General features: G+C 70.5%; 12 protein-coding genes. 10 read left to right on the top strand and 2 right to left on the bottom strand.

Annotation, left to right across the window (positions count from 1 at the left end):
* Positions 1–3: 3 nt before the first annotated feature.
* Both NC7_RS20720 and NC7_RS20715 read right to left on the bottom strand, forming a co-directional pair.
* Positions 4–1,581: a phytoene desaturase family protein gene (locus tag NC7_RS20720; RefSeq protein ID WP_067985613.1), complete on the bottom strand. Its 1,578-nt coding sequence runs from the start codon at positions 1,579–1,581 to the stop codon at positions 4–6.
* Positions 1,578–2,213, bottom strand: a complete 636-nt coding sequence (locus NC7_RS20715; protein WP_067985611.1) for a GNAT family N-acetyltransferase — start codon at positions 2,211–2,213, stop codon at positions 1,578–1,580. The genes NC7_RS20720 and NC7_RS20715 overlap by 4 nt, the downstream gene beginning before the upstream one ends.
* A gap of 100 nt (positions 2,214–2,313) precedes the next feature.
* Here NC7_RS20715 and NC7_RS20710 point away from each other — a divergent pair, with 100 nt between their 5' ends.
* The 10 genes from NC7_RS20710 (at position 2,314) to murD (ending at position 14,096) form a co-directional block, all read left to right on the top strand.
* The gene (locus NC7_RS20710) at positions 2,314–2,763 is read left to right on the top strand and encodes an SAV_6107 family HEPN domain-containing protein (protein ID WP_067985609.1); all 450 of its coding nucleotides are present in this window, start codon (positions 2,314–2,316) and stop codon (positions 2,761–2,763) included.
* A gap of 125 nt (positions 2,764–2,888) precedes the next feature.
* Positions 2,889–3,311 (top strand): SCO2097 family morphological protein, encoded by a 423-nt coding sequence (locus NC7_RS20705; protein WP_067985607.1) that lies wholly within the window; start codon positions 2,889–2,891, stop codon positions 3,309–3,311.
* Between the two features lie 428 nt (positions 3,312–3,739).
* The gene (gene mraZ / locus NC7_RS20700; protein WP_067985870.1) at positions 3,740–4,171 is read left to right on the top strand and encodes a division/cell wall cluster transcriptional repressor MraZ; all 432 of its coding nucleotides are present in this window, start codon (positions 3,740–3,742) and stop codon (positions 4,169–4,171) included.
* 192 nt (positions 4,172–4,363) lie between these two features.
* Entirely contained in the window at positions 4,364–5,362 is a 999-nt protein-coding gene (rsmH, locus tag NC7_RS20695; RefSeq protein ID WP_067985605.1) for a 16S rRNA (cytosine(1402)-N(4))-methyltransferase RsmH, read from the top strand.
* Positions 5,359–6,261, top strand: a complete 903-nt coding sequence (ftsL, locus tag NC7_RS30390; RefSeq protein ID WP_201449935.1) for a cell division protein FtsL — start codon at positions 5,359–5,361, stop codon at positions 6,259–6,261. Before rsmH ends, ftsL begins: the two co-directional genes overlap by 4 nt.
* Positions 6,258–8,141, top strand: a complete 1,884-nt coding sequence (locus NC7_RS20685; RefSeq protein ID WP_084458649.1) for a peptidoglycan D,D-transpeptidase FtsI family protein — start codon at positions 6,258–6,260, stop codon at positions 8,139–8,141. The genes ftsL and NC7_RS20685 overlap by 4 nt, the downstream gene beginning before the upstream one ends.
* Before the next feature lie 204 nt (positions 8,142–8,345).
* On the top strand, positions 8,346–10,040 hold the full coding sequence (locus NC7_RS20680) for a UDP-N-acetylmuramoyl-L-alanyl-D-glutamate--2,6-diaminopimelate ligase (protein WP_084458648.1): 1,695 nt from the start codon (positions 8,346–8,348) through the stop codon (positions 10,038–10,040).
* Entirely contained in the window at positions 10,037–11,536 is a 1,500-nt protein-coding gene (locus NC7_RS20675) for a UDP-N-acetylmuramoyl-tripeptide--D-alanyl-D-alanine ligase (RefSeq protein ID WP_067985603.1), read from the top strand. Before NC7_RS20680 ends, NC7_RS20675 begins: the two co-directional genes overlap by 4 nt.
* On the top strand, positions 11,533–12,609 hold the full coding sequence (mraY, locus tag NC7_RS20670; protein ID WP_067497468.1) for a phospho-N-acetylmuramoyl-pentapeptide-transferase: 1,077 nt from the start codon (positions 11,533–11,535) through the stop codon (positions 12,607–12,609). The genes NC7_RS20675 and mraY overlap by 4 nt, the downstream gene beginning before the upstream one ends.
* Positions 12,610–12,659: 50 nt before the next feature.
* The gene (gene murD, locus NC7_RS20665) at positions 12,660–14,096 is read left to right on the top strand and encodes a UDP-N-acetylmuramoyl-L-alanine--D-glutamate ligase (RefSeq protein WP_067985602.1); all 1,437 of its coding nucleotides are present in this window, start codon (positions 12,660–12,662) and stop codon (positions 14,094–14,096) included.
* The last annotated feature ends 44 nt before the right edge of the window (positions 14,097–14,140 follow it).

The following is a 14,140-nucleotide window of genomic DNA, read 5'->3' as shown; positions in this document are numbered from 1 at the left end:
CTGTCATCGCCTGCGTGACAAGGGGAATCGGCGGATGCGACGGTCGCCCAGGACAAGACGGGCGGCGCTGCGTCCGCTGGCACCGGACACCCCGCCGCCGGGGTGGGTCGACGCGCCCGTGAGGTAGAGACCGGGCGCACCCGGCACCCGTTGGCTCGACAGCTCCGGCAACGGCCGCCACAGCATCATCTGGTCCAGCGACATCTCCACGTGCATCACATTGCCGCCCCGCAGGCCCATCTCCCGTTCCAGGTCGACCGGTGTCTGCACGAACCGCCGCAGGACCGAATCGGCGAAGCCCGGCGCGTACCGGTCGACTTCGGCGATGATCCGGTCGGCCTCCCGGTCGGCGTGCGCGGACCAATCGCTGCCGTCGGCGAGCTCGTAGGGATGCCACTGCGCCCACAACGACAACTGGTGTTCACCGGGTGGGGCGATGGTCGGGTCGAGCGCGCTGAAACTCATCGCCAGCACCACCGGTCGCGGCGGCAGTTCACCGGCCGAGGCCGCGCCGTGCGCCGCCCGCGACTGCCTGCGATCCGACACGAGGAACTGCAGTCCGTGTGCGGATTCCGCCGCCGATGCGCCGGGGTAGGACGGCAGCCGGTCGGTGGCCAGCCGCACCACCATGCCGATGCCGGGGCCGACCCGGATGCGGCGCTGCCAGTCGTCGAGCACCGCCTCGTCGAAACCGCCCGCGCGCAACAGGTCGAGGGTGGCGAGAATATGGGAGCCCGCGATCACGGTATCGGCGCGCAGCTCACGCCCCGATTCCGTCCGCACCTGCCACCCGTGCCCCGACCGCCGCAGCTCCGTGACGGCATCACCGGTGTGGACTTCACCGCCCTCGGCACGCAGCCGCGCGATCAGGGCAGCACTGAGCGCCCCACTTCCCCCCACGGCCCGTCCGGGCGGCAAGGTGTGCATGAGCGCGGCGAAACCGGCCATCGGCGCGGTCCCCGGTTCCGACATCGGTGGACCCGACTGCGCACCGAACCACGCCAGCGACGCCTTGAGCCGTTCGTCGTCGAACCAGTAGTCCAGCAGCGCGTCGCCGGTCTGCAGGAACTCCCGCGACAGGGCCGAACCGCCGTCGCGCGCGTCCAGCCCCCAGAACGCGCGACCCAGCCGTCCCGGTGTCGGCCGACCACCGAACGCCCGCATCACCCGGGCGCTGCGCTCACCCCACACCGCGACGAACCGGCGGTAGGCCTCGGCGTCCTTCGCCCCGCACGCCGTCGCGATCGACGCACAGGTGGCGTCGAGATCGCGGTGGAAGACGATCGGTGGGCACACACCGTCGGACGGCGTGAATCCCCACGGATCACAGTCGAGATAGCGCAACCCGAACCGCTCGAGCTCGAGTTCCTCGATGATCCCGGTGTGCCGGACCATGATGTGCGCCGAGGAACCGCGATCCACAAGATGGCCGGGAAACCGTTCGACCGTCGACACCGCGCCGCCGGGCACCGTGTCCCGTTCGAGCACCTGGACCCGCTGCCCGGCGCGCGCCAGATAGCAGGCGGCGACCAGCGCGTTGTGGCCCGATCCGACGACGACCGTTGTCCCGCTACGGCTCACGCCCGCCCGCCCGCCGGTGGCATCGGCAGTCTGCGGCCGAGGATCGCGAACGGCCGGGTATCGCCCGCGAACACGAAATTGCGGATCACATCGGTGAATCCCGCACGGCGGTACAACCGCCACGCCCGGTTGTCCTCCTCGGGAACCTCCGGCGTCGACAGCAGCACCGCCGCCTCGGGACGGTCGGCAAGCAGACGCTCGAGCAACGTCGCCCCGATCCCGCGCCCCTGCGCGGCCGGATGTACATGCAGCTCGGTGAGCTCGAAATAGTCGGCGAGCAGTTCACGCGCGGCCGCCTCGGGCCAGCCGCACCGGCGCATCCCGGTGTGTACCTGCTGATGCCACCACTGCCGTGGCGCGCCGCTGTAGCCGTAGGCGATGGCGAGCAATGGCGCGGTGCGCAGGTCGACCCCGCCCGCGTCGTCGGGCAGCACGGCGGCCACCGCCCGCCAGCCGACCCGGGTGGTGTGCTCGTTCCACATCGGGGCGCGATGGTGTTCGGTGCCGCGCGGATAGTCCATCGCGGCGACATACACCGAGAGGGCGTCGTGCAGGCGGGCCCGCAGGGCGGCGACGCTCAGGTCGACGACCACAGGTGCTGGTGTGTGGTGATTGGGCTTGACGGCTGTCATCGCTCTCGTCGGAACTTGTCGGTGGGTGTCCCTATATTCAATCTCAATTCAAACGTTCGAATGATTGTTCGATCTGTGCGAGGGGTGAAAGGGGCAGCAGATGGCTGGTCACAACGATGGTCGAGCGCACGCGGGCCACGACGGCCGCGCCGGTGGGCTGCTACGCCAGGCCGACGCGCTGCTCACCGACTCGGCCTGGGAACACGAGCCGGGGGAGCGGTTCCGCACCGCCTACCTGGCCGCCCTGCGCGGCGCGGGCGCGGTCATCGCGCTGGCAGGCGCCGATCGCGCGCCTCGGGCCCGTTCGCGCAGCGCCTGGGTGTTACTGAGACGCGCCACGCCGGAGTTCGCCATGTGGGCCGACTACTTCGAGGCGCACTCGCCGCTGCGGGCCGCGCTGGAGGCCGGACTGGACCGCACGATCACCGACACACAAGCCGACGAGTTCTGTTCGCGGGTGGGCGCGTTCCTCTACGACGTCGACGATGCGCTGGTCGCCGCCGCCAAGACACGCCCGCAGCCGAGTCGCGACCGGGACATGACCGCTTAGTTATCACCGAGTAGGTGGTACGGCCTCGATCGAACTCGTATCATGGGGAGCAGATAGCCGCCAAGGTCGGCTACCCGTCGCCTACCCGGAGGCGACCAGCCACGCCTAGTGCCGGGGGAGGTACCGTGCCACTCTCCGAGCACGAGCAGCGCATGCTCGAACAGATCGAGAGCGCTCTCTATGCTGAGGACCCGAAGTTCGCCTCGTCCGTCCGCGGCGGACGACTTCGCTCCACGTCGAGTCGACGCAGGCTCCAAGCTGCGGCGTTGTTCGCCGTCGGCCTGTTCCTGCTCGTCGCAGGCATCGCCGCCCCGTTCAAGCCGGGCGGGTTCCCGATCATCAGTCTCGTGGGCTTCATCGCCATGTTCGGCGCCGGCGTCCTGCTGATGATCGGCGGCTCGCGTCGGCCGGGTGGGTCGGAGGCCACCGACGAACCGTCGGCGGGCCCGCGCCCGTCGGACCGGCGCGGTGGTCAGCGCCCGCGCAAGTCGGGCGGCTTCTCGGAGCGGATGGAAGACCGATTCCGCCGCAGATTCGAGCAGGAGTGACCCTGCGCCGACCGTGAGGTCGAGCACAACGGCATAGGAAGCGGTGTCGCGCCCGGAATACGGGTGCGGCACCGCTTTCGCATGTCCGCGTCGGGTCGTCCGCGACCGTGTCAACAGGGCGGTTCCCCCACCTTCCCCACCCCTCCCCACCAGGGCCGTCTCGTACGCCGTCGAACGACAGGGTCGTCGGCGGCACCTGGGAAGTTTGCTGAACGTTGTCGGAACCCGGGGTTGCCGACCCGCGCGGGTCGTCCTAACACGCGATAACCCCGAATCTCATTGATAGCTGATATGACCTGCGGAATTGTGTTGGCGGGGAGTAGGATCACCCAGGGTTTCGATTGAAAGTGGGGGAAAGTGGGGTAATGTGGGTCGCGCACTACAGGAGAGGCCTCACGGCCAGGTGATCCAGTAGGGAGGTGGCCGGGATGTTTCTCGGTACCTACACCCCCCGATTGGACGACAAAGGGCGACTGACGTTGCCTGCGAAGTTCCGAGACGAGCTGGCGGGAGGGTTGATGGTCACGAAGGGTCAAGACCACAGCCTTGCCGTGTATCCGAAGGAAGAGTTCACCGCGCTCGCCCGGCGGGCCGCGGCGGCGTCTCGAAGCAACCCGCAGGCAAGGGCTTTCGTCCGGGCGCTGGCCGCTGGCACCGACGAACAACGTCCGGACGCGCAAGGCCGGATCACGTTGTCGCCGGACCACAAACGCTATGCCGGACTCACCCGGGATTGCGTCGTGATCGGTTCGGTCGACTTCCTCGAGATATGGGACAAGCAGGCGTGGGAGTCCTACCTCGCCGAGCACGAGGAGGACTACGCGCAAGCCAGAGACGAGTCGCTGGGCGGGATTTTCTGACCCCGCAGCACGCGAGTGCTGCGAGGCCTCTGCCCGGGCGTGGACCCTGACGTACTTCCCCGACGCCAGGTGCCGCGCCCCGGTCAGAGACCTCGACGCATTCGCACTCATCCGAGTAAGCAACTCATTCCACAAGCACTGTGTGGCAAGGCGACCCGTCTGCGACGCGAGGCAGTATCCCGGGAGGTCGAGGTGAACCATGACACCGAGAACCCCCGTCATGTGCCGGTGCTGCTCGAGCGAGCCGACGACCTGCTCGGTCCGGCGCTCGACGAGCCGGGCGCGGTCTATCTCGACGCGACCCTCGGCCTCGGCGGGCACGCCGAACACTTCCTGCGCACCTACCCGAACGCGCGGCTGGTCGGCCTCGACCGCGACACCAACGCGCTGAAACTGGCGGGCGAGCGCCTGGCGCCCTACGCCGACCGAATCACGCTGGTGCACACCCGCTACGACGGGATCCCCGAGGCGCTGGCCGAGGCGGGTCTGGCCGAAACCGGTTCGGTGTCAGCGATTCTCATGGACCTCGGCGTGTCCTCGATGCAGCTCGACGAGGCCGATCGCGGCTTCGCCTACTCCGTCGACGCGCCGCTGGACATGCGGATGGACCCGACCACCGGGATCACCGCCGCCGACGTGCTCAACACCTACAGCCACGGCGACCTGGCCCGGGTGCTGAAAAACTATGGCGACGAACGCTTCGCGGGCAAGATCGCCTCGGAGGTGTTGCGCCGCCGCGCCGTCGAACCGTTCAGTACCAGCGCCCAACTGGTCGAGGTGCTGTACGCGACCATCCCGGCCGCGGCCCGGCGCACCGGCGGGCATCCCGCCAAGCGCACGTTCCAGGCGCTGCGGGTGGAGGTCAACGGAGAACTCGATTCGCTGCGGGCCGCGCTGCCCGCGGCGCTCGACGCGCTGCGCGTGGGCGGGCGGATCTGTGTGATGTCGTACCAGTCGCTCGAGGATCGGCTGGTGAAGCAGGAATTCGCGCCTCGGATCGTGTCCAGGTCCCCGATGGACCTGCCGGTCGAACTGCCCGGCATGGGCCCGGAGTTCCGAATGCTCACCCGAGGCGCGGAAAAGGCGACCGAGTCCGAGATCGAGGCCAATCCGAGGTCCGCTCCGGTGCGGATGCGTGCGGCCGAACGGATCGCGGAGAGGTCAGGGAGGACACAGGAGGGGACACGATGAGCGTGCGGACGAGCACCGTTGCCGTACCGGGGCGTACCGCCCGGCGCGTGCAGGCGGCCGAACGGGTGAAGTCCGGTGCCGCGGAGCGGGCCTACGCGCGCAAACGCACCAGGCAGCAGCTGCTCGACGGCATATCGCTGCCCGATCGCTCCTCCACCATGGCCGGGCGCATTCCGTTCGTCACCGCGATCATCGGGCTGCTCGGATGCGGTCTCGCGCTCACCCTGCTGCTCACCACCCGGGCGGCCGAGGACAGCTACCTGCTCGGCGACATGCGCTCGGACAACCGCGCGCTCGCCGACGAGCGGGCCGCGCTGCAGCGCGAGGTCGCCGCCGCCGACTCGGCACCCGAATTGGCCGAGCGTGCGGGGGAACTCGGCATGATCCCCGCCAAGGACCCGGCGCGTCTGGTGATCGGACCCGGCGGGGAGGTCACCGTGATCGGTACGCCGATGCCCGCCCAGGGCGCCCCCGCGCCGCCGCTGAACGGACCGCCGACGACGACGCCGAACCCGGCACCGGGTCAGCAGGCGCAGGGCGAGCGGGTGGTCCCGGTGCAGCCGGGCACCCCGGCCACCGCCGCGCCCGAGAGCACTCCGCCCGCCGTGCTCGCGGCGCCCGGCGCCCAGGTCGGAGCGCCGAGCGCGCCCGTCGTGAATCCGCCCCTGGCACAGCCGGACCCGCCGGGTCAGGTCGCTCCCCCCGTGGGCGACGGCGTCCCACCGGCGCCGTCGGAGGCGCCGGTCCAGGCACCGGCCCCCCAGCTCGTCCCCGACCGGGTCGAGCTGGCTGCGGCACCGGCCGACACGCCGCCCCCCGCACCGGAAGTCGCGCCCTTACCGGACGCGGGTCCGCCGAGCGAGACGCCCCGGATCATCGCTCCCGAGGCAGGCCGATGAGGCAGAGCGGGCCCGCGTCGCCACGGCGACGCGGGCCGGTCTCGTCGAGGGCCCGACGCAGCGGGTCGCTCTCGCCGGACCGGCCCATCCGGTTGCGCCTCGGCGTCGGCCGGGTCACCATGCTCGCCACCCTCGCCGTGGTCGCGCTGCAGTTGCTCTACATCCAGAGCATCGCCGCGCCGGGACTCTCGGCCCAGGCCGCCTCTCAGCGCACCACCAAGGAGACCGAGGCCGCGGTGCGTGGTCCCATCACCGACCGCTACGGCAACCCGCTCGCCTTCACCGTCACCGCGAAAGCGCTGACGTTCCAACCGGTCCGGGTGCGCCAGCAGCTCGCCGACGCGAAGAAGACCAAGGAGAACGCGCCCGATCCCGAGCAGCGACTGACCGACATCGCGAAGTTCGTGCACGACAAGCTCGGTGCGACCGGCCCGAAGGAGGAGGAGCTGCTCGACAAACTGCGCAGCGACAAGCCCTTCCACTATCTGGCCCGCAATGTCGATCCCCGGATCGCCGCCGAGATCACCACGAAGTTCCCGGAGGTCGGCGCGGAACGGCAGGACCCTCGCGAATACCCCGGCGGGGCGTTGGCGGCCAATGTGGTCGGCGCGACCGGCTGGGACGGGCACGGCCAGATCGGCCTCGAATCGGCGCTCGATTCGGTGCTCGCGGGCACCGACGGTTCGCGGACCTACGATCGCGGCTCCGACGGCGCGGTGATCCCCGGCAGCTACCGCGACCAGCAGCCCGCGGTGAACGGGCACGGCGTGGAACTCACCCTCGACGCCGACATGCAGTACTTCGTGCAGCAGCAGGTGCAGCAGGCCAAACAGCTCTCCGGCGCGGCGTCGGCCTCGGCGGTCGTGCTCGACGCCAAGACCGGTCAGGTGCTGGCCATGGCCAACGACAACACCTTCAATCCGAAACTGGGGCCACAGCATTGGGCCTCGGCGAACATGAGCAACCCGTCGGTGTCGGAGCCCTTCGAGCCCGGTTCGGTGAACAAGATCGTCACCGCCGCCGCCGCGCTCGAATACGGGCTGACCACTCCCGACGAAGTGCTGCAGGTGCCCGGGTCGATCCGGATGTCGGGTGTCACCGTCAACGACGCCTGGCAGCACGACGTGGCGCCGTACACCACCACGGGCATCTTCGGGAAGTCGTCCAATGTCGGCACCCTCATGCTCGCGCAGCGGGTGGGGGAGGACCGCTTCGCCGACATGATCGACCGCTTCGGCCTCGGCAAGCGCACCGGGATCGGCCTGCCGGGCGAGAGCCCGGGACAGGTGCCCGCCCGCGACCAGTGGTCCGGTGGCACCTTCGCCAATCTGCCCATCGGCCAGGGTCTTTCGATGACGACCCTGCAGATGACCGGTATGTACCAGGCCGTCGCCAACGACGGTCTTCGCATCCCGCCGCGCATCGTGAAGGCAAGGATCGCGCCGGACGGCACCCGCACCGAGGAACTGCAGCCCGACCCCGTGCGGGTCGTCAGCCCGCAGACCGCGGCCACCCTGCGCACCGTCTTCCAGGCGACCGTGCAGAAGGACCCGATGGGCGTGCAGATGGGCACCGGGCCGCAGGCCGCGGTCGAGGGGTACCAGGTGGCGGGCAAGACCGGAACCGCGCAGAAGGTCGACCCGGCCTGCCGCTGCTATTCGACCTCGTCGTTCTACATCACCTTCGCGGGGATGGCGCCCGCCGACAACCCGCGCTACGTGATCGGCATGATGCTCGACGCGCCGGTACGCAGCTCCGACGGGTCCGGTGGCGGGTCCGCCGCGCCGCTGTTCCACACCATCGCCTCCTGGGCATTGCAGCGCGACCGGGTGCCACCGTCGCCGGAGCCCAGGCCGCTGGTGCTGGAGGCAGCATCATAGCGGCTGGCGCCGCGGTTCCCGGCCCCGTGAGCCCGCCTCTTCCCTCCCTCCGGGTACTCCTTCGTCGCACCCTCCACTCAGTCCAGAGGCGGGCGGGCCGGGAACGACCTGAAACTCAACCCACGTTGCCTGTCCGACACCGCGCGTCGGTAACCTGACTGCTCGTCTCGCCTTCGCGCTCGACCGATCTCAGAGAGGAGCCTTGTGCCCGCGCAGTCCAGCCCGCACGCGCTCCGGCCGAACACCCCGCCGTCGACGCCGCTGCAGGCCCTGCTTGAGCTCACCGGCGCCACCACGCGCACCCCGGTCCCGGCCGAGGTGCGCGTCACCGGCATCGAGCAACGATCCAACGCCGTCCGCCCCGGTGACCTGTTCGCCGGTCTGCCCGGCGCTACTTCGCACGGCGCCCGCTTCGCCGCCGACGCCGTCGCGCGCGGCGCGGTCGCGGTGTACACCGACGCGGCGGGCGCCGATCTGATCGGTGCGGTGTCGGTGCCCGTGCTGGTGCGCGAGGACCCGCGCGCCGTGCTCGGCGAGCTGTCGGCCGAGATCTACGGTCATCCGAGCGATCGCCTGCGCATCGTCGGCATCACCGGCACCTCAGGCAAGACCACCACGTCGTATCTGGTCGAGGCGGGTCTGGTCGCGGCGGGCCTGTCGACCGGCCTGATCGGCACCATCGAGACCCGTATCGGCGGGCAACGCGTGCCGAGCGCCCTCACCACCCCCGAGGCGCCGCAACTGCACGCCATGTTCGCGGCCATGGTCGAGCAGGGTGTGCAGGCGGTGGTGATGGAGGTGTCGAGTCACGCGCTGGCGCTGGGCCGGGTCGACGGTGTGCGTTTCGCCGTCGGCGCGTTCACCAATCTCTCCCAGGACCACCTCGACTTCCACAAGGACTTCGAGGACTATTTCGCCGCGAAACGTCGCCTGTTCGAACCTGACTCGCCGATCGCCGCGCGTACCTCGGTGATCTGCGTGGACGACGAGTGGGGCCGCCGCCTGGCCGCTGACCTGGTCGACCCGATCACGGTGTCGACCACCGACGCGGCGGACGATCATCCGGCCGCTTCCGTGGCTCCTACCGCCGGCCCCGGCTCCGGCGCGGTCGATCGGACGGCCGATCCCGTCACCGAGCCGGTCGTCGGCCCAGCCGCCTGGCGGGTCGTCGGCGAGGTGAAGGCCACCGGTGGTGAACAGGAGTTCACCGCTGGGGGACCCACCGGCGAGCTGACCGTCCGCTTGCGCCTGCCGGGCCGCTACAACGTCGCCAACGCCCTGCTCGCCGTCGCCACCTGCGCGGCCGCCGGGGTCGATCCGGCGGTCGCGGCACCCGCGCTGGCCACCGTCGACGTGCCCGGTCGCATGCAGCGCGTCGAACGGGGCCAGGACTTCCTCGCCGTCGTCGACTACGCGCACAAACCCGCCGCCGTCGAGTCGGTGGTCGCCACACTGCGCGCACACCTCACCGAGGCGGGCCGAGGCAGGCTCGTGGTGGTCGTCGGCGCCGGTGGTGACCGGGACGCGGCCAAACGCCCCCTCATGGGCGCGGCGGCGGCACGCGGTGCCGACCTGGTGATCGTCACCGACGACAATCCACGCACCGAGGACCCGGCGGCCATCCGCGCCGCTGTGGTGGCCGGTGCGCACGAACTCCCGGCCACCGATCGCGGCGAGGTCCGCGAGATCGGTGACCGCGCGGCGGCCATCGCCGCCGCACTCGCCTGGGCGCGTTCCGGCGACGTGGTGCTCGTCGCGGGCAAGGGCCATGAGGCGGGGCAGGAGATCCAGGGCGTCAAGCATCCCTTCGACGACCGCGAGGTCCTCGCCGCGGAGCTGGATTCTCTACTGGCACAACACAGTCCGCACACGGACTCGGAGGACTTGACGGTTTCATGATCGAGATGACACTGCGGGAGATCGCGGACGTTGTCGGCGGCGAGCTGCACGACGTACCCGACCCCCAGGCACGGGTGACCGGTTCGGTCGAATTCGATTCGCGCCGAATCGGTTCCGGTGATCTGTTCCTCGCACTACCCGGCGCCAACTCCGACGGTCACGACTACGCGGCGACCGCGGTCGAGGCCGGAGCGGTCGCCGTGCTCGCGGCGCGCCCGGTCGGGGTGCCCGCCATCGTCGTCGCGCCGGACGCGGGCACGGTGCCCGCCACCTCGGTGGCCCTGAGCCACGACGGCGACGGTTCCGGCGCCGCCGTGCTCGCGGCGCTGGCCGAGCTGGCGCGGGTCAGCACCGAGCGCCTGGCCGAGCGCACCGGTCTCACCGTCGTCGGCGTCACCGGGTCATCCGGCAAGACCTCGACCAAGGACCTGCTGGCCGCCGTGCTCGCACCGCTGGGCCCCGTGGTCGCCCCGCCCGGTTCGTTCAACAACGAACTCGGCCACCCCTGGACGGCCCTGCGCGCCGATGCCGACACCAAATTCCTCGCCCTCGAGATGTCGGCGCGCGGTGTCGGCCACATCGCCGCCCTGGCTCGCATCGCGCCGCCGCGCATCGGCGTGGTGCTCAATGTCGGCACCGCGCACCTCGGCGAGTTCGGCAGCCGCGAGGCCATCGCGCAGGCCAAGGGTGAACTGGTCGAAGCGCTCCCGGCCGACGGTCTCGCCGTGCTCAACGCCGACGATCCGAACGTCGCCGCCATGGCCTCGCGCACCAGAGCCCGCGTAGTCATGGTCGGCCTGTCCGGCGACGCCGACATCCGTGCCACCGACGTCACCACCGACGACCAGGCCCGCGCCCGCTTCACCCTGCACGCGGGTGGCGAGTCGGTGCCGGTGCGGCTGGCCGTGCACGGCGAACACCAGGTCGGCAACGCGCTGTCCGCCGCCGCCGTCGCCCTGGAATGCGGTGCGGATCTGGACACTGTCGCCAAGGCGCTCGCCGGGGCGACGGCGGCCTCGGTGCGCCGCATGGACGTGCGGACCACCCCCGACGGCATCACCGTCATCAACGACTCCTACAACGCCAACCCCGACTCGGTGCGGGCCGCGCTCAAGGCGCTGGTCACCCTCGCCAAGGCGGGTCCCGAACCGCGACGCAGCTGGGCCGTGCTCGGGGAGATGGGCGAACTCGGCGACACCTCGGTCATCGAACACGACGCGATCGGACGGCTCGCCGTGCGCCTCGACGTCGACCGGTTGATCGTGGTCGGCACCGGACGACCCTCCCGGGGCATGCACCAGGGAGCGGTGATGGAAGGCTCATGGGGCGAGGAGTCGATCCTCGTACCCGATATCTCGGCGGCCATCGCGCTGCTCGACGACGAAATCGCCGCAGGCGATGTGGTACTGGTCAAGGCGTCGAAGGCGGTCGGTCTGTGGGCCGTCGCCGAGCACCTGACCAGGGCAGGGGAAGGTAGCTCGGAGGCAGCTCGATGAGGCAGATTTTGTTCGCGGCGGGGATCGCCCTTGCGGTGTCGATCCTGTTGACGCCGTTCCTGATCCGGGTCTTCGCCAAACAGGGCTTCGGTCAGGAGATCCGGGTCGACGGCCCGGCCAGCCATCAGGCCAAACGCGGTACCCCGACGATGGGTGGTGTCGCCATCCTGATCGGCATGTGGGCCGGGTACCTCGGCTCGCACCTGATCGGCCTCGGCTACGACGCCGAAGGGCCGACGGCCTCGGGCCTGCTGGTGCTCGGGCTCACCACCGCGCTCGGCGTGGTCGGATTCCTCGACGACTTCATCAAGCTGCGCAAACAGCGCAACCTCGGGTTGTCGGCGGCGGGCAAGTACATCGGCCAGATCAGTGCCGCGGTGATCTTCGCGGTGCTCGTGCTGCAGTTCCGCGCGGACAACGGGCTCACCCCCGGCAGCAAGCACATCTCGTACGTGCGTGACTGGTCGACGGTCTCGATGGGCGCCCTGGTGTTCGTCATCATGGTGTGTCTGCTGGTCGTGGCCTGGTCCAACGCGGTCAACCTGACCGACGGCCTGGACGGTCTGGCCGCCGGATCGATGAGCCTGGTGCTCGGCGCCTACGTCATCATCACGTTCTGGCAGTACCGCAACGCCTGCGCGACCAGCCCCGGGCCCGGGTGCTACAACGTGCGCGACCCCCTCGACCTCGCCCTGGTCTGCGCGGCGGCCGCCGCCGCGTGCATCGGCTTCCTCTGGTGGAACGCCGCGCCCGCCAAGATCTTCATGGGCGACACCGGTTCGCTGGCCCTCGGCGGCATGCTCGCTGGTCTGTCCATCACCACCCGCACCGAGCTGCTGATGGTCGTCATCGGCGCGCTGTTCGTCGCCGAGGCGGCGTCGGTGGTGCTGCAGGTGGCGGTCTACCGCACCACCCGCAACCGGTTGTTCAAGATGGCGCCGTTCCACCACCACTTCGAATTGAGCAAGTGGGCGGAGACTACGGTCATCATCCGGTTCTGGATCCTGGCAGGCATCGCCGCCGCCGTGGGTCTCGGACTGTTCTACAGCGAATACCTGTCCCAGGTCGGGTGAGAGCGGAAATGGTCGAACACTCGCCCCGTGCCCTGCGTTCCCCGGGCCCCATGCTGGAATTCCTGCGTGGCCGTGACGTTCTCGTCGCGGGCTGGGGTGTCTCCGGACGCTCCCTGATCGAACCGCTGCGCGATATCGGCGCGCACCCCGTGGTCACCGACGGTGGCGCCAAGGCTCTGGCCGAGGCCGCCGAACTCGGGCTCGAGATCGCCACCACGGTGGAACTCGAGCACGCCGACCTCACCCGGTTCGCCCTTGTCATCACCAGCCCCGGCTGGCGGCCCGACTCGCCGGTGCTCGTCTCCGCGGTGACCGAGGGCATCCCGGTCTGGGGCGACGTCGAATTCGCCTGGTGGGTCGATCAGGCCCGCATCTACGGTCCCGTCCGCAAGTGGTTGGTGGTCACCGGAACCAACGGCAAGACCACCACCACCCAGATGACGCACTCGATCCTGCGCGCCGCGGGCATCGCCAGCGTCGCCTGCGGCAATATCGGCCTGCCCATCCTCGACGCGCTGCGCCGCAACCCCGGACCCCAGGTACTCGCGGTGGAACTGTCGTCGTTCCAGCTGCACTGGGCGCCGTCGGTGCGGCCCGAGGCGGGCGTGGTGCTCAATGTCGCCGAGGACCACCTCGACTGGCACGGCGGGCTCGACGCCTACGCCGCCGCCAAGGCGCGCGCTCTCACCGGCCGCATCGGTGTGGTCGGCCTCGACGACCCCGTCGCGGGCTCGCTCGCCCGCAAGGCCAAGGCGCGGCGCACCGTCGGGTTCCGGGTGGGCGTGCCCGCCGACGGCGAACTCGGTGTGGTCGACGGCAAACTGCTCGACCGCGCCTTCACCAAGGCCGCGATCCTCGCCGAGACCTCCGACATCAGTCCGCAGGGGCCGGCTGGCATCGCCGACGCGCTCGCCGCCTCGGCGCTGACCAGGGCCATCGACGTGGCACCGCAGTTCGTGAAAGAAGGCCTGGCCGAGCACAAGGTCGGCCCGCATCGCACGGCCTTCGTGCGCGAACTCGGCGGCGTCGACTTCATCGACGACTCCAAGGCGACCAACCCGCACGCCGCGCGCGCCTCCATCCTGGCGCACCCGCACGTGGTGTGGGTCGCGGGCGGTCTGCTCAAGGGCGCGACCGTCGACGACCTCGTCGAAGAGGTCGCCGACCGGCTCGTCGGCGCGGTGCTGTTCGGGGCCGACGCGCCGGTGATCGCCGCCGCATTGGCGCGACACGCGCCCGAAGTCCCGGTCATCGCACTGGACCCGGGAGACGATGCAGACATGGAGTCGTCGAGATCGCAGCGCGCCGAAGCGGTGATGGGCCGCGCGGTGCGGGCCGCCGCGGGCATGGCCCGGTCGGGAGACACCGTGCTGCTGGCACCGGCGGCCGCGTCCCTCGACATGTACGACGACTACACCCACCGCGGACGCTGTTTCGTCGACGCGGTCACGGCACTGGAAGACGGTGACATCGGGCGGGCACTGTGACATCGACGGGCCAGACCACCCCGACCGCGGCGCGTCGGAAACGG

The organism is Nocardia caishijiensis NBRC 108228 (assembly GCF_001612825.1).
Lineage (GTDB): Bacteria > Actinomycetota > Actinomycetes > Mycobacteriales > Mycobacteriaceae > Nocardia > Nocardia caishijiensis.
Note: the sequence above shows the minus strand (reverse complement) of the source record. Positions and strands in the feature narration are given on the sequence as shown.